This is a genomic window from Maribacter sp. MS6 (assembly GCF_056839185.1).
On the sequence record NZ_CM166389.1, the window covers coordinates 1267390 to 1288678 of the forward strand.

Genomic DNA, 21289 nt, shown 5'->3' on the forward strand with positions numbered 1-21289 from the left:
TATACTTTTAATTGTCGGTATTTTTTACGGTTCCTTCTTCCTTTTCTTTTTTCTTTGCTTCTCTTTCTTCTAACAATTTCTTTCTACGAGCTTCATATGCCTTTTTGCGCTCTTCCCTTAGCTTCAGCTGTTCCGCACGCTTTTCATCAGCTGTTTTGGCTCTTGCTTCGGTGGCCTCCTTTGCTTGATCTAAACGTTCTTGTAAGGCATCGGTAATCACCTCTTCTTCATCCCCAACATCTTCAAAATCTGCAACGCTGTTTCTACTATTAGACTTTTTAGCAGGGGCACTAATCTTTCTAGTTCTAGAAATGCCTCTTAAAATAAGGTCGCTAATATCGTGTCTTTTTTGCGAATACAACATTACAACATCCGCAGATTTATCAAAAATAAAATCATACTTTTTATTGACCCCCAACTTCTGGACTTCGTTAAATACTTGATCTTGTATGGGCTGTATAAGCCTTCTTTTCTGCAAAATCAAATCCCCTTGGGGTCCAAACCTGTCTTGTTGATATTCTATCATCTCCTTTTCAAGTATCTGAATATCTTCTTCTCGTTCGGCAATGAGCTCTGGAGTAAGTAACACTTTCTCCGCCATTAAGTCTTTTTTCATTTGCATTACAACGCTCTGCTTTTGTTCAATTTCCACTTTCCATTTCTGAGCTTTTGTATTCAGTTGCTCCGTAGCTTCTCTGTATTCCTCTACATTTTCCAAAATATACTCCATATCTACGTAAGCAATACGGATGCCTCTTTGCGCAGTTACATAAAAGCTGGTGACCAGCAAACCAAGAAATAAAAGAACTTTTGTTTTTGACTTCATTATTGATATCGTTTAATCCAATAGAAAATATCGTGCCAAATTTACTAAAACTTTTAAAATGAAGCTTTTAGCTAATAACACAATCCTTAAAATTTAAAATTGCTGACCAATAATGAAGTGCGTTTGCCATCCGCTAGGACCGTTACCTATAGATTGTGGTCTTAAATCCTCATCGAACCCGTAACCAAAGTCTATACCCAATAATCCAAACGCTGGCATAAAGATACGCAGCCCCACACCGGCCGACCGTCGTAATTGAAACGGATTAAACTCCTGAAAATTGTTGAACGAATTACCTGCTTCTAAAAAAGCGAGCCCAAAGATAGATGCAGATGGCTTTAGTGTAAGTGGATATCGTAGTTCCATAGAAAACTTATTATAGATCAAGGCGCCTTCCTGCTGCCCGGTCAATGGATCTATTGCGGTTACGGACTGATTCTCATAACCTCTTAGCTGCACAATATCCCTACCGTCCAACGTAAAATTATTTAGACCATCACCTCCTACAAAAAATCGTTCAAAAGGTACGCTACCGACAGCACTGTTGTAACTCCCTAAAAAGCCGAATTCGGCATTTGTTCTAAGTACTAACGACTTATCTGCGCTACCAACTAAGGTGGTATACCAGTCTCCTTTAAATTTCACCTTGTAATATTCCAATAAGCGAAAACGTTCTTGGTCTATTTGTTCCAATTCCTTACTTTCTGGGGTTATCGCCCCACCTTGCTGCTGAACAATAGGGGCTAGCTCTTCGCTCCTATTCTTCAGTGCCCTAAAATCCTTGTTGCTGAAAAGAGAATAGGGTGGTGTAAATTTAGCCGTAATCTCAAAATTTGAGCCACCTCTTGGAAAAATACGCCCGCCTAATATGGCATTCCGGGACATACCGAAAGTGTAGGCGATGGAATTCGACTGACCATTACCAAAGTTGAACAATCCGGTATTATAATTTCTAAAATCATATAGTTGATAGCTTAAGGAATGAGAAATAGTAAAATAATCATCTGGCCATTGCACCCTTTTGGCCATACCTACCGTAACACCTGTAATGGAAAACTGACGGTCCTTATCTATATCTATTCGCCCATTACCCCCAAACGAAGCCAAAAACTGTTGGGTCCTAGAAAAGCTCATGTTAAACTGAACCGGCTTTTTACCGCCCAACCAAGGCTCTACAAAATTTAAACTGTATACCCTAAATGTTCTACTGGCCTGCATACGTAAGGCAAACGTTTGCCCATCACCCATAGGAACCGGTTTGTACTCCTCGCCCTTGAATAAATTCTTTATTGAAAAGTTACTAAAGGATAGTCCTAAGGTTCCAATGAAACCACCACCGCCATAACCACCTTGCAATTCTATCTGACTGGAACCGGATTCTACCAAACTCCAATCCAGATCTACCGTGCCTTCGTTGGGATTGGCATTCAAAACGTCCGGTGTAATCTGCTCTGCATCAAAAAAGCCAAGCTGTCCCAGTTCTCGAATACTTCTAATGATATCGGATTTATTATATCTTTGACCTGGTCTTGTTCTTAGTTCCCTAAAAATAACATGATCGTTGGTTCTGTCATTACCATTTACCGTTACATGATCCAAAAAGGTCTCCTTCCCTTCTATGATACGTATTTCGAAATTAATGGTATCGTTTGCCGCTGATACCTCCACCGGGTTTATACTAGAGAACAAATACCCATTGTTTTGATAAAGACTAGTTAAATCTGCAGGGTCTGGCTTTGTATTGTCCGCTATACGCTCCCTTAGTAATACGCCATTATATGTTGCGCCTTTTCTTATGCCCAACACTTGAGATAGTGCCCTGTCCGAATAGACCGTATTCCCTACAAAATCTATATCTCCAAAATAATATTTATTACCTTCTTCGACCTTGATATTTAATTGAATATTATTTTCGTCGATTTTGGTCAAGGTATCCGATATGACACGAGCATCCCTAAATCCATTCTCTGCATATGTATCAACCAACAGCACGAGGTCTTTTTCATAGTCTTTTTTGATATACTTGGATTTTTTCCAAAAACGACCCAATCTTTTCTTCTTTGTACTCTTTAAGGCTTTTCTCAATTTTTTATCCGATAATTGTTCATTACCCTCAAAAATGATATCACTGATCTTTACCTTATCTCCCTTATCTATGCTTACGAGCATACTACGGGCATTCACTTGAGATGTATCCACTTTAGTCGCTATAGCTACCTTAGTGTTTAAATATCCCTGTTTCTTATACTTGTTCGCTAGATAATTTTTGGTATTGGAAAGAAGACTTTCAGTAATTTTTTTACCTTTTTTTAAATCGGTATCCTTTATTAATTCAGCTACCTTGCGCTCCTTAACACCAGTAAATTTTACAGAAGTTAGGGTTGGACGCTCGATAATATTGAGTTCTAAAAAAACTTTGTTACCCTCGATATTCGTAATAAAAAAGTCTATGGCGCTAAAAAGCTCCAAACCCCATAATTTATTAATTACGGCACTGATTTCTTCTCCCGGCACTACAATGGGCTGGCCTACACGTAAACCCGTATATGTTTTAACCGTTTGCTCATTGTAACTTTGTAATCCCGTAACCTCTATTCCGCCGAGAATATAGCGTTTACCATCATCATAGGATATCTCCTGAGCTGTGACAAGTATCGAGGTAAAAAATAAAAGGCTGGTAATTAAGTGGTTTAAAGATATGAACCTTGTGATATCCTTAAGTGAGTTGTTCGCTAGTTTTTCCAAATCTTCGTTCTCTATTCTGGTAATTTTTTATAGCTTCAACTAAATGATGCTCATCAAAATCGGGCCAAAATACATTGATAAAATATAACTCGGCATAAGCAATTTGCCATAATAAAAAATTGCTGATCCGGTGTTCTCCACTAGTACGGATAAGCAAGTCTACATCTGGCAAATTGTGCGTGTAAAGATGGTTATTTATAATGGTTTCATCAATATTTTCAGGTGAAATTATATTATTTTTAACTTTGATAGCAATTGACTTTACGGCAGATTGCAGCTCTTCTCTAGATCCATAGCTCAATGCCAAAGTTAGGGTCATCCCTGTATTGCCCTTAGTTTTATCCATCACCTCTTTCAACTCCCTATTCGCCTTGGACGGGAGAGCCGATATGTTTCCAATAGTATTTAAGCGTATATTGTTCTTGTTAAAATTTTTAAGTTCTTTCCGTAACGAAGAAACCAACAAGCGCATCAAAGTTTCAATTTCAAGCTTTGGTCGGTTCCAATTTTCGGTAGAAAACGTGTAGAGCGTTAGGAATTTTATTCCAACTTTCGCACAATTCTCAACTGTGGATTTTACGGTTTTAACTCCATTTTCGTGCCCAAAAACCCTGTGCATACCCTGCTCTTTTGCCCACCTACCGTTACCGTCCATGATTATGGCCAAATGTCCGGGCAAATTATTCTCTTCAATATCTTCTATTTTGCTCATGTATTGTTTTACTCAAAACAATCGGTACAAAGTTTTCTACCAAAGGTATAGGTTAATGTAATCCCTGAAAAAACATACCAATCGTCGCTAAAAATATTTCCAAAACGGAACTCCTCAAAATTAGAACCTTCTGGATTACTGGCATCCAAATTATCCGTGAACGTATATCTGGCTCCAATTTCTGCCCCAAAAATAAGAAACTGATTGATACGATACTTCATACCTAGGGTCATTGGTATGGCAAAGGCTCCATCTTTTTGTGAAATATCCTGTAGCACGCCCCCATTAAAATAATTATAATCATACCTAAAATAAGTAAGACCTGTGTATAAATAAGGTGTGAAAGCAGGCCCCAACTTATGTAGATTATATTCTACAAAATTAACTTCCAAACCAACGCTGGCTTCCAGAACAGAATTATCCACCACATAACCTCTTTGCTGTCTAGCCGAAGTATTTGATTTACTATCATCTGCCGTAAACTCACCATACAGCAATGTTCCTCGCCAAGCGTATCGTTTACTTTTGTTCCACTTAAAAATACCCCCAAATGCAGGGCCGGAAGGCAAAATATAATTTGTCCTACCTACATCACCAATAGTATTGGCACCACCAGCAAAAACACCAACCTCATAGGTCTGGGCACTAAGCATAATGGATAAAGGAAGAAACAATACTAGTAGTACCTGTCTCATGCGATTTTATAATTTGTTATTCGGCATGGTCTACCACTAACACTGTAGTTTATGCCTACTATTACTCTCAGAAGATAAACAGTTTTTGATTGTTTTTATTGTTCAACAAAAAGGATCAATTACGTTTATCCTCCCCCCAGAGTAGTTTATTTCTAAGGGTTTTTAAAAAACTTTCGGAAGTGTATTCTATCATCTTTATCGTAAACGGTGCTTTACGTATGGTAATTTCCTGGCCATTCTCCAACGATGCAATTCTTGAATCTAACGAAACTAAGTGGTTTTCTTCCCTACCGGACACCTTTAACCGTATAACCGTATCATCAGAAATAACTAAAGGCCTCGCGTTTAGGTTATGCGGTGCAATAGGTGTTAACACCAAAGATTTTGCAGTAGGTACGATTACCGGCCCACCGCAACTAAGGGAGTAACCCGTTGAGCCTGTTGGGGTAGAAATAATAAGGCCATCTGCCCAGTAGGACGTTAGATACTCGTTATTCAAATGGGTTTCCACTGTAATCATAGAAGTGGTATCTTTTCTACTTACCGTAATTTCGTTCAAGGCAAAATTCAAATCCCCAAATTCGGCATCCAAGGCCTCGGTGTTTAGCTGCACCAGACTGCGCTCTACAATGACATAATCACCACTAACGAACTCTTTTACCACCTTTCTTACATCCTCTTTTTTAAAGGTAGACAAAAACCCTAGTCGTCCTGTATTAACGCCGACGATAGGTATTCCCAAATCTTTTACAAATGTTGTAGCCCGTAGGATTGTGCCATCACCTCCAAAACTAACGAACATGTCAAAACTAGTGTCCAATCCACCATTTGTGGTGAATGTATTATATTCCCATTGCCCTCCTGAATCCAAATAAAGCTTGTAAAATTCAGCTTCAATAGCCACCATGGCATCTTCCCTTTGAAGTTCTTCCAAGAGCTCCACCAAAAATTCAATTGCATTATCTTGGTAGGTTTGTCCGTAAATAGCAACCTTCATGTTATACGTTTAGGTAAGTATCCAAATAATCCGACCGCTGCCTTAAACCCTCTAAAAACTGATCGTCGCTTGTGCCAAAAAGGATATGATAATTATAGCGCCTAAAGGTTTGCACTACCTCATTAAAGTTTACGGTGCTAATTTTTATGGTGACCTGAACCACATCATTCTGGATATCCGTTATAAAAGCACCGATCATCTTTGCATTATTACTTTCAACAATCTGGGCAATCTCACTAAATGAATAGTCCTTTACACCGGTAGCCACTACCAAAATGTTACCCGGATCTGTAAAAAACGGCGTATCTATAAAAACCGCTACGATATCGGTTAGATCGTAATAACCTAACACCTCTTCCTCTGCTCCAAGCACTGGCAACAAATTAGCTTCGTTCCGTGCAAAGGCCTCTAAAACATCCAACCAATTGGTTTCTTTGCGAGCAAAAAAAGATTCCAAATCATATCTGGCCACGTCAATTTTTGAAGTAGCCTCGATTGTTTCGATATCATTCTCAGAAAAAACCCCTAAAAACCTTCCCTGCTCTGTAATTGCAATATGGGAATAGGTACTTTCCTTGAAAAATTCCAAAACTTTTTCAAAAGTTTCTTCTACCGTAAATACCGGAAGATGAGTTATGATATGTTCTTGTATATGCATAAGCTTGATTATAACGCAAAATAGTAATTAATAATATCAAAAGGCATGCCTAATTTGTATTTTTACGCTCACTTAAAAAGATATCCGACATTATGACAAAACTTAGTGTAAACGTAAATAAAATAGCTACGCTACGAAATTCACGTGGTGGAAATGTACCCAACGTGACAAAGGTAGCAGAAGATATAGAGCGTTTTGGAGCACAAGGAATTACGGTGCACCCCAGGCCAGATGAACGCCATATTAGATACCAAGACACCAGAGACCTGTCAAAAAGAGTAACAACTGAGTTCAATGTAGAAGGAAACCCGAACCCTATATTTGTTGCATTGGTGCTTGAAACCAAGCCAACTCAAGTTACCCTGGTACCAGATGCCGTAGATGCCCTAACCTCAAATGCCGGGTGGGACACTATTAAGCATGCTAATTTTTTAACTGATATAATCGCCACCTTTAAAGCACAAGGTATTCGGACCTCCATCTTTGTTGACCCAGTCATTGCCATGATAGATGGCGCAAAAGCAACCGGAGCGGACCGCATAGAATTGTATACAGAAAGCTATGCACAAGGATTTACAAAAAATAAGGAGAAGGCAATTGCACCTTTTATTTCCGCAGCACATCGTGCAAACGAACTCGGCATCGGTATAAATGCAGGCCATGATCTTAGCCTAGACAACATTCAATACTTTAAAAGGAACATACCTGGTCTTTTAGAAGTCTCCATTGGCCACGCATTGATATGCGAATCACTTTATTTGGGCTTGGAAAATGTTGTTCAAATGTATTTAAACAAGTTAAAATGAATCTATCCCTACATTCTAAAATCCTTGGCAAAGGCATGCCATTATGCATATTACATGGCTTCTTGGGTATGTCGGACAACTGGAAAACCCTAGGAGCAGCCTATGCCGAAAAAGGGTTTAACGTACATCTGATAGACCAGCGAAACCACGGCAAGAGTTTTCATAGCACTGATTTTAATTATGACCTTTTGGCAAACGACCTAAAAGCATACCTAACAACTCACAATATTACCCAAACAATGCTTATTGGACACTCCATGGGGGGTAAAGCTGCTATGCAGTTTGCCTGTAGTTTTCCTGAAATGACCCAAAAATTAGTTGTTGCGGATATAGCACCGAAATTCTACCCACCCCACCATCATCAGATTATTGATGCTTTGCAATCGTTAGACTTCAACACAATCAGCTCAAGATCGCAAGCGGACGCAGCACTTCAAAAAAAACTGACCGATGTTGGCGTTAGACAGTTTCTACTTAAAAATCTGTATTGGACCAAAGAAAAAAAACTTGCGTTCCGGTTCAACCTTGCAGTATTGAGCGAGAAAATGACAGAAGTAGGAGAAAACATCAATAGTACAGATCGTTTTGCAGGTGCCACCTTATTTTTAAGAGGAAGCAAATCGGATTACGTTTTAGATAGTGATATCGATGCGATCAAAATGCATTTTCCTAAAGCTATATTAGATACCGTTTCTAATGCTGGTCATTGGCTACACGCAGAAAATCCCTCAGAATTTTTGAAAAAATCATTAGCTTTTCTATCCTAAGCACCAAATTTTCAGTAGTATAACTCATTTTCGAAATAAATACGGGTCTTTTCTTTGGTTTGATAAATGATTATCTTTAATGACATTTCCGTTTTAACAAAAACAATACGAACCTAAACCAGTACACCTCATGAAACTTATCCTTAGAACACTTTTAAGCGCACTTGCCGTTATACTTTTGGCCAACATTTTACCAAATGTTTATGTAGACTCCTATATAACGGCCATTATCGTGGCGGTAGTACTAAGTTTGCTCAATTTTTTGGTAAAGCCGATACTTGTTATCCTAACACTGCCGGTTACCGTGCTCACTTTGGGACTTTTTCTTCTCATTATCAACGCGATAATTATACTTTTAGCAGACAGCTTGATTGCTGGATTTAGTGTAGGGAATATATGGTGGGCCTTACTTTTTAGCCTTTTACTTTCCTTTTTACAATCCATTTTATTTTCCTTCCTTAAAGAGGACAAGAAATAATGAAGCTAGCATCTGAAATTCAACTGATTGAAAACTTGGCAAATATTCTAAAAAAGAGTAATTTTGCACCCCATTTTATTTAAGATAAAGATACTAAGGAATGAATATTACAAAAGAGCAGATAGACGATTTAAACGCTGTTGTTAAGGTAGCTGTTACAAAAGAGGACTACCAAGACAAAGTGGATACTATCCTTAAGGATTACAAAAAACAAGCAAATATTCCCGGTTTTAGAAAAGGACAGGTTCCTATGGGACTAATCAAAAAACAGTACGGTAAAGCGGTATTGGTAGACGAGGTGAACAAGTTGCTCCAGGACAATCTTAACAAGTACCTTACCGAGGAGAAATTAGATGTACTTGGAAATCCATTACCAAAACAACAAGATAATTTTGACTGGGACAAAGAAGAGTTAGCGTTTGAATTTGAACTAGGACTTGCCCCGGACTTTGAGGTTTCATTAAAAACAAAAAAAGCAATTACCCACTATAAAATCGTTGCCGACAAAAAAATGATCTCCGAGCAGGTAGAGCGCATTCAAAAGCAATATGGGAAATTGACCAACAAGGATGTTGTTGGGAAAAACGATGAAGTTTCTGGCACCTTCGTGAACGAAACTGAAGAAATTAACAACGACACATTGTTGGAGCTCGATAAGCTTAAAAGCAAAAAGGCTATAGAAAGCCTTGTAGGAAAAAAAGTTGGAGATGTCGTTACTTTAAAAACAAAAGGACTTTTAAAAGAGGACAACCTTCTTGCCGGCATGTTAGGGATTAGCCCTGACACATCGGAAAAATTAAACATAGAAGTAAGCTTCACCATTAGTGAAATAAACCAGCGCGAGCCAGCTGCTTTAGATGAAGAACTTTTTGATAAGCTTTTTGGCAAAGACACTGTAAAAACTGAAAAAGAACTTAGAGCGCGTATTGCAGAAGATTCCGAAAAGCAATTTGAGCAACAGGCCGATCAAAAATTATTGAACGACGTAACCGAGTATTTTATCGAAAACACCAAATTTGAACTTCCTGCCGGCTTCTTAACCAAATGGATTCAGGTTACGGGAGAAAAGGAACTTTCCGAAGAAGAGGCTACAGAAGAATATAAAAAATCGGAAAAAGGGTTACGGTACCAACTTATCGAAGGAAAAATAATTAGCGAAAATAACCTTCAAGTCCAGTTTGACGAGCTAAAAGAATTCGCCAAAGGATTCATTAAATCGCAAATGGCCCAATTTGGACAACTAAATCCACAAGAGGAAGAATTGGATAACATAGCCGCGCGAGTTTTAGGTAATCAGGATGAGGTCAAAAGGCTTTCCGAACAGTTGATGAGCCAAAAATTATTGAACGTTTATAAAGAAAAAGCGAACCTTAAAACTAAGGAAGTTACCTATGAAAACTTCGTCAAAGAAGTATACGGATAGCATTCGAATAATAAATTAAGTATCTTTACGGTGCCGGAAATTATTTTTTCGGCACCTTTTTTTGCCTCTTACACTATCAGGAAATAACAGTCCTTAGCCCAATAGAGTGCAAAATGTGACCTATGGAAACCAGTAGTGGTTAGTATTTAGAAAAATCGAATAAAAAAATGGATTACGGAAAAGAGTTCAAAGATTACGCAATAAAACACCAAGGCATCAGCAGTACGTATTATGATAATATCATGAGCAGCATGTACCCTGTTAATATGACGCCCAATATTATTGAAGAAAGGCAAATGAACGTTATTGCAATGGACGTATATTCTAGGCTTATGATGGATCGTATTATCTTTTTAGGTACGGGTATCAATGACCAAGTTGCGAACATTGTTCAAGCCCAACTGCTGTTTTTGGCCAGTGTTGATGCTTCAAAAGACATCCAAATATATATCAATTCCCCGGGCGGAAGCGTATATGCGGGCCTAGGTATCTATGACACGATGCAATTTATAAATCCAGATGTAGCGACTATCTGCACAGGTATGGCAGCCTCTATGGGTGCAGTACTTCTTTGTGCAGGAGAAAAGGGCAAACGCAGTGGGCTACAACATTCGAGAGTAATGATACACCAACCTATGGGCGGGGCACAAGGACAAGCTAGTGATATTGAGATTACAGCAAAAGAAATCCTAACCTTGAAAGACGAGCTTTACGAGATTATCGCAAACCACTCCGGACAATCCGTCAAAAAAGTGCATGACGATAGTGACAGGGATTATTGGATGAAAGCGGACGCCGCACTAAAGTATGGCATGATAGACGAGATATTAGTAAGGGAAAAGAAATAATTTCGACCAACTACCAAATTATAGGGAGATAGTATAAACCAAAAAGGAAGAATATCCGTTATGGTTTTGGTCTGATTACAAACTGTATGGCAAAAGAAAATTTAGAATGTTCGTTTTGTGGAAGAAAAAAACCCGAAACCAATTTATTAATCGCCGGACTTGATGCGCATATTTGCGATAGATGTATTGAGCAGGCACATGGCATTGTGGCCGAAGAGTCAAAACAAACAAAGACCAATGACCTATCTTCGGAACTCGTGCTTAAGAAACCTCTGGAAATCAAGGACTTCCTAGATACTTTTATTATTGGCCAAGAACGCACCAAGAAAGTAATGTCGGTTGCTGTTTACAATCATTACAAAAGATTATTGCAACCTTCTGCCAAGGAAGACGATATAGAAATTCAAAAAAGTAATATTATCATGGTAGGCCAAACCGGAACGGGAAAAACCCTAATGGCCAAAACCATTGCAAAAATGCTTAATGTTCCGTTGGCAATCGTTGATGCAACCGTTTTAACGGAGGCAGGTTATGTAGGCGAGGATGTAGAGAGTATATTAACAAGGTTGTTACAGGCAGCTGACTACAACTTAGAAAAGGCAGAGCGTGGCATCGTCTTCATTGATGAGATAGATAAAATAGCCCGCAAAAGCGACAACCCATCTATTACAAGGGACGTATCCGGTGAAGGTGTACAACAAGGCTTGCTTAAACTACTAGAAGGTACAGTGGTAAACGTACCCCCAAAAGGAGGCCGCAAACACCCCGATCAAAAATTTATAGAAGTAAATACCGAGAATATTCTTTTTATCGCTGGAGGTGCATTTGACGGAATTGAACGCGCCATAGCCAAAAGGCTAAATATGCAAGCCGTTGGTTATAATGCTTCAAAGGTAGACGATAAGTTAGACGATGATAACATGTTACAATACATCATACCCAAAGACTTAAAAGAATTTGGCTTGATTCCTGAAATTATTGGTCGCTTACCTGTGTTGACCCATATGAATCCATTGGATAAGAAAACCTTACGCGCCATTCTTACGGAGCCAAAAAATGCTATCATAAAACAATATGAAAAGCTGTTTACAATGGACGATATTACCTTCACCATTACCGAGCAAGCTTTGGATTATATTGTAGACAAAGCCATAGAATATAAACTTGGAGCAAGAGGGTTACGATCTTTGTGCGAAGCAATTTTTACGGATGCTATGTTCGAAATGCCCAGTAATGATGAAACGGAATTCAAGGTTACCAAACAGTATGCCGAGCAAAAACTTTCGTACGAAACGGTTAAAAAACTAAAAGCAGTTTCTTAACCGAATCCTTAATTTGATTTACCGAGGTTTAAGAGAAAAGGGTCAAATATACAATCTCAACGAGGATTTTATATTTGACCCTTTCTGTATCTGTGCCCTTATTTTTTAGACCTTCAGTTTAAAACTGCCCGAAGAACTATGACAATGAGCGCTAGACAGCCTTTTTGGTTTCGGGAGCTATCTTAGTTACCTTGTTTAACAAATCCAAACAAACCTTTTTAATCACCTTTTCATCGGAATATAAGGTATGACCGTAATTTGGAATCACTTCCATTTCCAATCCTAGCATATCTGCCCAACTATCCTCAGGTTTAAAAGAATCGTTTCCCCCGTACAATAAGGTTACCGGAACCGAAGGTCTATTATTTTCCGTTCGTATCCTTGTTGAGGAAACATTATACAAAGATTTTACGGGAAGTCCCTTTTTGGCTGCGTTCCACACAATAGTACCGCCCGTGCTGAAAGCAAGGTAATGACAAGGTTCTTTCTCTTTTTTTAACAAATGAGCTACTGCCGTCTCTATACCCCCATGTATAAAAGCATTATGTATATTTTCTTCAGAATTAACGGCTAAATCCAAATTAGCCAATTGCTGACTATCATAAAATGTAATATCAAAATACTGTTGCAGATACCCTAGATAAGAAGTTATCCAAAGCCCCTTTCTTGACCCCCACATGTCTGAAACAATTACTAATTTCTCTGCCATAATGAATGTTGTGTTTAGTTTTATCGGTTAAGTATCGTTTGTCTAAAGTCATTCATAAACGGCAAAAACTCATATTTATTTGTTCAGTAGGACAAAAACATCGGTATAAAACTTGATTCATATAAATAACATGCTAAAATAACGCTTATCACTAATTGAATAACGCTTATAAATCGACCAGCAACGTATTAAAAGGTATTAACTACAATAGCGCTAAAATTGAAGATAATTTTGAATAGAAGTAACCTTAAGAAAGTAGTTCTAGCAATAAGAAACGCATATCCCTATTTTTAAATGACATATTGAGTAGAAAAAACCCTCTATACTAACCGTTCATCCTAAGTAGCTCTTCTATATAGTCCCTTTTGTTGGAAAGTCGTGGTATTTTGTGTTGGCCGCCCAACTTATCATTGACCTTAAGCCAATCGTAGAAAAGATTTTCTCGCGCCACATGTACTTTAGGCATTTTTAAGGTAGTATTATTATATCGTTTGGCCTCATAATCGGAATTCAATGATTTCAGGGCGTTATCCAGAAACTCGGTAAAATAAGCTAGGTCTTTGGGAGCCTTCCTGAATTCAATTACCCATTCATGTGCTCCTTTTTCCTTTCCCATCATAAAGATAGGGCCTGCCGTATAATCTTTGATTTCCGCCTCCGCCTTTATACAAACGGTCTTTAGGGCTTCCTCTGCATTTTCTATAATCAGTTCCTCCCCAAAAACATTAATATGATGTTTGGTACGCCCCGTTACCCGTATGCGATATGGACTTTTAGAAGTAAAACGTACCGTATCGCCAATCTTGTAGCGCCATAAGCCAGAATTCGTAGTTATGATGATAGCGTAATTCTTTCCAATTTCCACTTCCCACAAGGGAATCGCTTTTAGGTCCAATGCATCATACTCCTCCATAGGAACAAATTCATAAAAAATACCATAATCCAACATCAACAAAAGGTCATCTGCATTGTTCCTATCTTGGATGGCGAAAAACCCTTCGGAGGCATTGTAGATTTCGTAGTATCTGAAACTTTTTCTAGGAAACAATGCTTTGTATTGTTCTTTATACGGACTAAAACTTACCCCTCCATGAAAGTAGACCTCCAAATTTTCCCAAACCTGAAACAAGTGCTCTTTCCCCGTCTCTTCCAACATATTGTTCAAAAGTACCAACATCCAAGAGGGCACACCTGCCAGACTAGTTACATTCTCCTGTACGCTTTCCTTAATTATAGCGTTTAGCTTTGTTTCCCATTCGCTCATCAAAGACACCTTGTTGCTAGGTGTACTGCTATACTCCGCCCAAAGTGGCATATTATCTATAAGAATTGCAGATAGGTCTCCAAAAAAAGAACCATTATCCTCATACAATTCCTTGCTCCCTCCCAGTCGTAAACTTTTTCCTGTAAATAATTGGGAGTTTTCGTTGTTGTTCAAATAAAGACATAACAAATCTTTTCCAGATTTAAAATGACAATCCTCCAAAGCCTCGGTGCTTACCGGTATGAACTTACTTTTTGCATTGGTCGTACCACTGCTTTTAGCAAACAACTTTACCGATGTTGGCCAGAAAAGATTCTGCTCGCCCTTGCGGGTGCGTTCTATCATTGGTTCCATTTCCTCATAGGATACAATGGGTACCCGACTCCTAAACGTCTCGTAATTATGTATACTCTCAAAATCGTATGTGCGTCCAATTTCGGTATCATCTGCCAGCTCCAAAAGCTGCAAAAGCACTTCTTCTTGTACCTCTTCAGGATATTTAAGGAAAAGTTCTATTTGATGATAGCGCTTTTTAAGCAACCAAGATGCTATGGAATTAAACAGCGGAATGGGCATTTTTAGGTATCTTTATCGGCCTAAAATAGGGTATATATCCATCATTTTCAAATTGAAATAGCAATAAGATTTTACATATGCAGTACGAAGGTGTTTTAAAAAAAATGCAGACAGAAATAGGAAGTCCCATCCAGTACTACCTTATTTTTGAATCCGATTTCCTTAATATCAATCAAATACTGAATAAAGAGCTTTCGATAAGCTTCCTAAAACACCAATGCCTCAATTGCGGTAACGACCGACCTATATTTAGGCAAGGCTTTTGCAAATCCTGTTTTTTTGAGATTCCGTCCGCAGGCGATTGGATCATGCGACCGGAACTAAGCACCGCCCACTTAGACCAGGAAGATCGCGATTTGGATTACGAAAAAAAAGTACAACTACAGCCGCATATCGTTTACTTGGCAAACTCTAGCAATGTAAAAGTAGGTGTTACCAGAAAGACCCAGGTCCCTACAAGATGGATAGACCAAGGTGCACATGAAGCGATAGAAATCGTAGAAGTACCCAACAGGTATCTTGCGGGCATTACCGAGGTGGCCCTAAAAGACTATGTGGGCGACAAAACCAATTGGCGAAAAATGCTCACAAACAATGTAGATGATGAAAACCTGGTAGACTGGCGTACTAAGTTAAAACAGTATATTCCTGACGAAGCAAAACAATATTTTATAGAAAATAATGAGGAAACCCATATGCAGTTTCCAGTACTACAATACCCAGAAAAAGTAAAAAGCCTCAATTTGGACAAGACACCCAACTATCAAGGCATTTTAAAAGGTATTAAAGGGCAGTACCTCATCTTTGAGGATAATACCGTTTTTAATGTTCGAAGTAATGAGGGGTATTATGTAGGGCTTAGTATTAGTTAAAACCCACTCTCTATTTCAAATTCATCTTTATAGATGTACCGATATACTTTTCAGAGAAACTTAGTGTTGTATCTTCGTTGCTGGTACAAGTTTAAACCATAAATTTTGCGAAATGGTTACCGATATCAGTCACACAAAAACCTTTCATGAAAACAAAGCTGTCCTAATTAGCTTTAATCAATTCGCAAATCGTATTCCTACCTACACGGCATAATTCAGATGAGTCAGTATAGTTTAACAATAGGAAAATTATTAAAAAGCCGTTCTAAAATTTTGCTTCAACTAGTTAACAGAATCCTTTTTAGCCGCTGGTTTTTTCTTTTTACCCAACAAACCACCTAGAATATCCTTGGCAGCGTCTTTAACGGCATCTTCCTTTTTAGGAGGGACGGTATCTGCCTTTGCATTTATGCTATCCGTTCTATTAGTACCGCCCAACAGACCACCTAATACGTCTTTAGCTCCCTTTTTTAAGGGGTCTTCTACTTTGGTCGAATCTTGTGAATCTTCTTTAGCGCCGCCCAAAAGACCGCCGATTAGGGATTTTGCTTTATCTGTTCCTTTGGCAATTAGTTTTTGTTTTTCAATTTCTATTAACTGGGAGGTGAGGGTTTTTACTCCAGAAGTTAGGTCGGTACTTACTTGCGGACTGTTATACATTCCTGTAATATTTGCGGTAACGGGTATGGTGAGGGTTTGCAAAGAGGGGTCATCTATTTTGGCCAGCAAAGCATTTATTTCCTTACCTAGGTATTTTGAAGGCACGTTGATAGATGCCTTATAGTTCATTTTTTGGTCAAAGGTGTGATTTCCTGCAACGTTAATAGCAATATCCTTATAGTTAAACGTAAATGGCTTTACGGAAACCAGACCATCCTTAAACGAAAGGCTCGTCTTCAGCTCCTTTAAATCCAAATCGTTTAGGTTTATAAAATCCAACTTACTATCCAAGGCAGAGAGAACGGGTGCGTTTTCTGCATTGACTTTCTGCGTCATTAAATTGGCTAAAACATCACCACTTAAGGATAATAGATCAGGTGTAAAATCATCGGTCAAATTACCGGACAATGAAATATTTGAGTTCAATTTTCCTTGAATAACCTTGGCCACCGGGGCAAGCACCTTAAAAAGCTCCAAGGCCTTAAAGGTTTCGCTTATCTGCAACTGGTCCATTCCCAATTTCATACTAAATGTGGGTATGTCGCTTTTTGTGGAAACCTCTCCATCAAAAGCTATTTTCCCATCGAACAAGGAAGAAGTCATATTACTCAATATTGCCTTTTCGTCCTTTATTCTAAGATTTCCCTTTACATCTTTAAGAACAATATTATCATATATTACATTGTTTGCGCTAGCACTAAATGTAGCATCCAAAAAGGAAGGTATCTTAATTTTTTCTACAGGAGTTATAGGCGCACTTTCTGTACTACTATCCTGTACGGTTTCCGTTTCGGCTACCATAAAATCACGCAAGTCAAAGGTATTGGAGTTTAAGATAAAATTCCCTTCTACCTTTTCATCATTGAACAGATAGCCCAAAAAGTTGTTAATGGTCCCGGTAACGTTGAAGTCTGTCTTACCGGTTGACCCATTAAGTTCGTTCAAACTTACCGTCTTTGGATTAAAGGTAACCGCTGTGGATTTTAATACTACAGGATTTGGAATTTCGTCCGATTTGTATTCAAAATTGGCCAAGACCATTTTCCCTTCGGTCCTGGTTCTTTCGTATTGCTTTTTTTCTAGCATACCCATATCAAAAGCTGTTGTAACATCGGCTTCCAACATTCCCTTTAAACTGAGTCCTGCAGGCACAGGATAGGCTTTTTCTAGATTAGCCAGATTCATTTTACCATCTATATGAGCACTTACCTTTGTATTGCCCATTAATTCTGTTATGTTAGAAGTCAAGTTAAAACGGTCCTGATCAATCATAAAGGAGACCTTTTTAATTGCTACAGATGTATCCTCCGTAATTCCGGTAGTATTATTGATTGCCACATCTAAATTAATGTTGGTAACCGCTTTTGGTAAATCTGGATACTTAAAAGAGGCATTATCCGAGTTGATATTAATATTGAATTTAGGAATATGCACATCATCAACAGTACCTGTAAAATTTCCTCCCAGCACAAAGTTTCCGGTCGTGGTTACACTTTCGATATTTTTGGAATATTCCTCTGGAATAACGGCCAAAAAGTTTTTAAAATCCGAAGAGGGTGTTTTGAAATTGATATCCACCTCCATATCATCGTCATTCAACTTTACAAAACCATCAAAGACCAAGGGTAATTGATTTATGAGCGCCTCGTTCTTTAAAAAGGAGTATTTACTTTCTTTTAAATCGATACCGATAAGCGCATCCAAACGTACTTTATTATTATTCAGGTAATTGGTGCTGTCCATTTCAAAAGATACTAGCGCATCCGTATGCGTATCCAGTTCAGATGTATCTAAAGAAAGATCACCGGTTCCCTTGTGGTTCACATCTGTCAATACCAGACCAATACCTGTTGCCCTATCGTTGTAATAGATACGAGAGTTGGTTATCTCATAGTATTCCATGTTCAGATTAAACCCGGTAGAACCTGTCTCTGAAGCTACTGTTGTTTCTGGAGCATCGCTTTCCAGGGTAATATCGTAATTTGCATTTTCATTGGCATCTATCGTAATGTTTACCAAGGCATTATCTACATTTAAACTGGTTATGGCAATGGGCTCATCTTGCCCCTTGAACAACTGCATAATACCCATAGTCAAGGAGACGTCCTTGGCCGAGAACAAGGTATCCCCTTCGAAAGGCGCCTTGTTCAACAAGCTCACATTTTCCAAACGAACCGCTGCATTGGGAAAACTACGGACCAAACTCAAATCCGCATCAGAAAAATCCAATGTTGCATTTACAGTGTTGTTCACATTATTTTTGATGATATCACCAATTTTGGCCTCCAAGAAAAAGGGGGCTGCCACTACTATTCCAATAATCAACAAAAAAAGTATCCCAACTATTCTAATAATATTTTTCTTCATTTCTTTCTGATAAAATACACATTCTTAATCTGCCACGTTACTAACATCCAAATCTATTTCTTCTCCCAGCTCCAAACCAAATCGCCTTCGCATCATATATACGCACAAATAAAGCAAAGGGGTGTCCAAAAACGCTATAATTATCTTAAAAATAAAGCCACTGATCACCAAGCCCTTAAATTTATCCCAAGGAATCTCCCCAAAAGAACACAAAAGTCCAACAACGGTAAACGTGTCTATCAATTGAGAAGAAAAGGTGGAAAAGTTGTTCCGTAGCCACAGGTATTTTCCCTTGGTCAAGCGTTTCCAGAAATGATATATCTGTATATCAACGAACTGAGCCAACAAATAAGCCATCATAGAGGCAAAGACCGCAACAATAGTGTTACCAAAAACAGAAGTAAACAACTTGTCCTGAACCGGTGACCACGACGTTGCAGGCACCGCATTTGCCGTATACACAATTAACAAAGAAAAGAAAGATGCAAAGATACCTGCCACAACTATTTGGTTGGCTTTTTTCTTTCCAAAAATTTCAGAGATTAAATCCGTTATCAAAAAGGTAACGGGATAGGGCAATATCCCTACGGATATCTCAAAAAGTGAAGCGCCAAAAATAGTAATCTCCCCAAACGGCTGCCAATAAAAAAACTTTTGAAAGATTAGGTTGGAAACTACTAAAGACGTAATGAAAAGCGCACCAAGATATAGATATATCCTACGTGCCACCAAGGTATCCTTGTGCGTCATCCCTTATTTTATATTCAAGATAAAAGGCATTCTGGCCTGCACGCCTTTTCTGTCCAGACCAGCTTTTATGTCCTTTAAAATTAGATAGTTGTCCTCACCGATTTCATCGCTGATTATTTTATACTTCAGTTGCGTACTAGCACCCTCCAAGTCTTCCATAAAACGCTCAAAACCTGATTTATACTTTGGGTATTTTCGAATACCATAGGTATCGATTTCGGCTAATTCGGCGGCAGCGTTGATAGCATCTTCCAACGTTCCCAATTCATCAACGAGACCAATGCGCTTTGCATCTATTCCGCTCCAAACCCTTCCTTGCGCCAAACTATCAGCTTGGGCCATTGAAATACCACGGCCGTGGGAAACTCTATTCAAAAATGTGGTGTAGGTGTCTTCAATGCTTTCTTGAACCTGATTTCGAAATGCAGTACTCATAGGTTCAAATAACGAGTAATCTACTGAATTTGCGTTGGTACCCACCTGCTCGGCATTTATTCCTATATCCGCGGCAAGTTCACTAATATTGGGAACCGTACCAAACACACCTATAGAACCTGTAATGGTGGTAGGTTCCGCAAAAATTTTGTTTGCACCAGCTGCGATATAATAGCCACCGGAAGCCGCAACATTGCCCATAGAAACTACTACTGGTTTTACCTTTTTTGCCAGTTCTACCTCACGCCATATAATATCCGAAGTAAGGGCGCTTCCCCCGGGAGAGTTTACGCGTAGTACAATCGCCTTTACATTTTTATCTTCCCTGGCCTTTATCAATGCCTTGTTGATAATCCCTTGACCAATAATATCTGGACCTCCTTCGCCATATAAAATTTCGCCTTGTGCGAAAATAACCGCAATCTTATCCGTTCCAGAGTTTAATATCTTTTTATTGGAATACCTGGCATAATCGTCTAAATCAATGTAGTTGATATCGGCACCTTCCGAAAGCGAGAGTGCATCTGACAATTTTTTTTCATACTGGTCATAAAAAATAATATCATCCAACAATCCAGATTTCTTGGCATAACTAGAAGATCTGCCTCCCAAGGTATCTGCTATGATATTCAAATCGCTCTCGGAAATCCCCCTACCCACGGCTATATCCGAGACCATGGAACTCCACAAAGACTGTATCAACTCCTGTATTTGGGTTCTGTTGGCATCGCTCATTTCATTTTCCAGGTAGGGCTCTACCGCGCTTTTGTATTTACCATGGCGAATAACCTCCATCCTTACCCCTGTTTTTTCCTGTAAATCTTTATAAAATAAAACTTCTGAAGATAAACCCTTAAAATCCAAAACACCAACAGGATTCATAAAGATAGAGTCTGCTATAGAGGCCAAATAATAATCCTTTTGGGTGTAAAAATCCCCATAGGTATAGATGAACTTCCCCGAAGTCTTAAATTCTTCCAACACCTTTCTTATGGCTTGGGTCTGTGCCAGTCCGGCCAATAAAAAATTATTGTTTAGGCTTATACCCTTAATACGTTCATCATCCTTGGCCACTATAATGGCGTGCACAATTTCATCCAGACCTTGGGGACTTTCAAAAATCCCGGCAAACGGGTTTAAGTCATCACTACCCGTATAGTCGGCTATAGGGCGCTGTAACTGTAGCTCCAGCACCGAATTATCCTTCACCGTTACCGCATCTTCATCGCTACCCAATAAACTTATCAGCACAAAAAACATGACAAAGACCACACCAAAGGCCACTAGGCAACCAATAATGGCCGCAATAAGGTTTCTCAAAAAATTCATTAAATAGCAATTTTTATTACCCCGCAAAGATAACCAAAGTGAATTTGTTT

The 21289-nt window shown here is 38.7% G+C and carries 18 protein-coding genes; 7 read left to right on the forward strand and 11 right to left on the reverse strand.

Annotated elements, in window-relative coordinates; genetic code table 11:
- Positions 1–7: 7 nt before the first annotated feature.
- The 6 genes from MS6x_RS05760 to MS6x_RS05785 form a co-directional block, all read right to left on the reverse strand.
- The gene (locus MS6x_RS05760) at positions 8–826 is read right to left on the reverse strand and encodes an OmpH/Skp family outer membrane protein (protein WP_482605986.1); all 819 of its coding nucleotides are present in this window, start codon (positions 824–826) and stop codon (positions 8–10) included.
- A gap of 93 nt (positions 827–919) precedes the next feature.
- Positions 920–3571 carry an outer membrane protein assembly factor BamA gene (gene bamA, locus MS6x_RS05765; RefSeq protein ID WP_482605988.1) on the reverse strand — a complete coding sequence of 884 codons (2652 nt, stop codon included), beginning with the start codon at positions 3569–3571 and terminating at the stop codon, positions 920–922.
- Positions 3543–4283, reverse strand: a complete 741-nt coding sequence (locus MS6x_RS05770; RefSeq protein ID WP_482605989.1) for an isoprenyl transferase — start codon at positions 4281–4283, stop codon at positions 3543–3545. Before MS6x_RS05770 ends, bamA begins: the two co-directional genes overlap by 29 nt.
- 8 nt (positions 4284–4291) lie before the next feature.
- The gene (gene porG / locus MS6x_RS05775; protein WP_482605991.1) at positions 4292–4978 is read right to left on the reverse strand and encodes a type IX secretion system protein PorG; all 687 of its coding nucleotides are present in this window, start codon (positions 4976–4978) and stop codon (positions 4292–4294) included.
- 115 nt (positions 4979–5093) lie between these two features.
- Positions 5094–5975 carry an NAD kinase gene (locus MS6x_RS05780; protein ID WP_482605993.1) on the reverse strand — a complete coding sequence of 294 codons (882 nt, stop codon included), beginning with the start codon at positions 5973–5975 and terminating at the stop codon, positions 5094–5096.
- Between the two features lies 1 nt (position 5976).
- Positions 5977–6633, reverse strand: coding sequence for a CBS domain-containing protein (locus tag MS6x_RS05785; protein ID WP_482605995.1), 657 nt, complete (start codon positions 6631–6633; stop codon positions 5977–5979).
- Positions 6634–6725: 92 nt separating this feature from the next.
- Between MS6x_RS05785 and MS6x_RS05790 the strand changes: the two genes are divergently transcribed.
- From MS6x_RS05790 to clpX, 6 genes are all read left to right on the forward strand, one after another.
- Entirely contained in the window at positions 6726–7439 is a 714-nt protein-coding gene (locus MS6x_RS05790) for a pyridoxine 5'-phosphate synthase (RefSeq protein ID WP_482605997.1), read from the forward strand.
- A complete protein-coding gene (locus MS6x_RS05795; RefSeq protein WP_482605998.1) occupies positions 7436–8206 on the forward strand; it encodes an alpha/beta fold hydrolase in 771 nt (256 codons plus the stop codon). The genes MS6x_RS05790 and MS6x_RS05795 overlap by 4 nt, the downstream gene beginning before the upstream one ends.
- A gap of 130 nt (positions 8207–8336) precedes the next feature.
- A complete protein-coding gene (locus MS6x_RS05800) occupies positions 8337–8684 on the forward strand; it encodes a phage holin family protein (RefSeq protein ID WP_482605999.1) in 348 nt (115 codons plus the stop codon).
- Between the two features lie 100 nt (positions 8685–8784).
- Positions 8785–10107, forward strand: a complete 1323-nt coding sequence (gene tig, locus MS6x_RS05805; RefSeq protein ID WP_482606000.1) for a trigger factor — start codon at positions 8785–8787, stop codon at positions 10105–10107.
- Between the two features lie 167 nt (positions 10108–10274).
- Entirely contained in the window at positions 10275–10955 is a 681-nt protein-coding gene (gene clpP / locus MS6x_RS05810) for an ATP-dependent Clp endopeptidase proteolytic subunit ClpP (protein ID WP_482606001.1), read from the forward strand.
- A gap of 86 nt (positions 10956–11041) precedes the next feature.
- Positions 11042–12277 (forward strand): ATP-dependent Clp protease ATP-binding subunit ClpX, encoded by a 1236-nt coding sequence (gene clpX, locus MS6x_RS05815; RefSeq protein WP_482606002.1) that lies wholly within the window; start codon positions 11042–11044, stop codon positions 12275–12277.
- 151 nt (positions 12278–12428) lie between these two features.
- On the opposite strand, the gene MS6x_RS05820 is transcribed toward clpX, so the two are convergent.
- Entirely contained in the window at positions 12429–12986 is a 558-nt protein-coding gene (locus tag MS6x_RS05820) for an alpha/beta fold hydrolase (protein WP_482606003.1), read from the reverse strand.
- A 325-nt stretch (positions 12987–13311) separates the two neighbouring features.
- The gene (locus tag MS6x_RS05825; RefSeq protein WP_482606004.1) at positions 13312–14826 is read right to left on the reverse strand and encodes a GH3 auxin-responsive promoter family protein; all 1515 of its coding nucleotides are present in this window, start codon (positions 14824–14826) and stop codon (positions 13312–13314) included.
- Between the two features lie 77 nt (positions 14827–14903).
- On the opposite strand from MS6x_RS05825, the gene MS6x_RS05830 reads away from it, so the two are divergent.
- Positions 14904–15698: a DUF2797 domain-containing protein gene (locus MS6x_RS05830; protein ID WP_482606005.1), complete on the forward strand. Its 795-nt coding sequence runs from the start codon at positions 14904–14906 to the stop codon at positions 15696–15698.
- Between the two features lie 282 nt (positions 15699–15980).
- Here MS6x_RS05830 and MS6x_RS05835 read toward each other — a convergent pair whose 3' ends face one another.
- The 3 genes from MS6x_RS05835 to sppA are packed head-to-tail and all read right to left on the reverse strand — an operon-like array spanning position 15981 to position 21239.
- The gene (locus MS6x_RS05835) at positions 15981–18725 is read right to left on the reverse strand and encodes an AsmA family protein (RefSeq protein ID WP_482606006.1); all 2745 of its coding nucleotides are present in this window, start codon (positions 18723–18725) and stop codon (positions 15981–15983) included.
- A 24-nt stretch (positions 18726–18749) separates the two neighbouring features.
- A complete protein-coding gene (locus tag MS6x_RS05840; protein WP_482606008.1) occupies positions 18750–19475 on the reverse strand; it encodes a queuosine precursor transporter in 726 nt (241 codons plus the stop codon).
- A gap of 3 nt (positions 19476–19478) precedes the next feature.
- Positions 19479–21239: a signal peptide peptidase SppA gene (gene sppA / locus MS6x_RS05845; protein ID WP_482606010.1), complete on the reverse strand. Its 1761-nt coding sequence runs from the start codon at positions 21237–21239 to the stop codon at positions 19479–19481.
- Between the last annotated feature and the right edge of the window lie 50 nt (positions 21240–21289).

Coding starts and splice junctions, on each gene's coding strand:
- tig (WP_482606000.1), top strand. CDS start 8,785: ATGAATATTACAAAAGAGCAGATAGACGATTTAAACGCTGTTGTTAAG.
- porG (WP_482605991.1), bottom strand. CDS start 4,978: ATGAGACAGGTACTACTAGTATTGTTTCTTCCTTTATCCATTATGCTT.
- MS6x_RS05830 (WP_482606005.1), top strand. CDS start 14,904: ATGCAGTACGAAGGTGTTTTAAAAAAAATGCAGACAGAAATAGGAAGT.
- MS6x_RS05760 (WP_482605986.1), bottom strand. CDS start 826: ATGAAGTCAAAAACAAAAGTTCTTTTATTTCTTGGTTTGCTGGTCACC.
- MS6x_RS05770 (WP_482605989.1), bottom strand. CDS start 4,283: ATGAGCAAAATAGAAGATATTGAAGAGAATAATTTGCCCGGACATTTG.
- clpP (WP_482606001.1), top strand. CDS start 10,275: ATGGATTACGGAAAAGAGTTCAAAGATTACGCAATAAAACACCAAGGC.
- MS6x_RS05825 (WP_482606004.1), bottom strand. CDS start 14,826: ATGCCCATTCCGCTGTTTAATTCCATAGCATCTTGGTTGCTTAAAAAG.
- MS6x_RS05840 (WP_482606008.1), bottom strand. CDS start 19,475: ATGACGCACAAGGATACCTTGGTGGCACGTAGGATATATCTATATCTT.
- sppA (WP_482606010.1), bottom strand. CDS start 21,239: ATGAATTTTTTGAGAAACCTTATTGCGGCCATTATTGGTTGCCTAGTG.
- MS6x_RS05780 (WP_482605993.1), bottom strand. CDS start 5,975: ATGAAGGTTGCTATTTACGGACAAACCTACCAAGATAATGCAATTGAA.
- MS6x_RS05785 (WP_482605995.1), bottom strand. CDS start 6,633: ATGCATATACAAGAACATATCATAACTCATCTTCCGGTATTTACGGTA.
- clpX (WP_482606002.1), top strand. CDS start 11,042: ATGGCAAAAGAAAATTTAGAATGTTCGTTTTGTGGAAGAAAAAAACCC.
- MS6x_RS05835 (WP_482606006.1), bottom strand. CDS start 18,725: ATGAAGAAAAATATTATTAGAATAGTTGGGATACTTTTTTTGTTGATT.
- MS6x_RS05790 (WP_482605997.1), top strand. CDS start 6,726: ATGACAAAACTTAGTGTAAACGTAAATAAAATAGCTACGCTACGAAAT.
- MS6x_RS05795 (WP_482605998.1), top strand. CDS start 7,436: ATGAATCTATCCCTACATTCTAAAATCCTTGGCAAAGGCATGCCATTA.
- MS6x_RS05820 (WP_482606003.1), bottom strand. CDS start 12,986: ATGGCAGAGAAATTAGTAATTGTTTCAGACATGTGGGGGTCAAGAAAG.
- MS6x_RS05800 (WP_482605999.1), top strand. CDS start 8,337: ATGAAACTTATCCTTAGAACACTTTTAAGCGCACTTGCCGTTATACTT.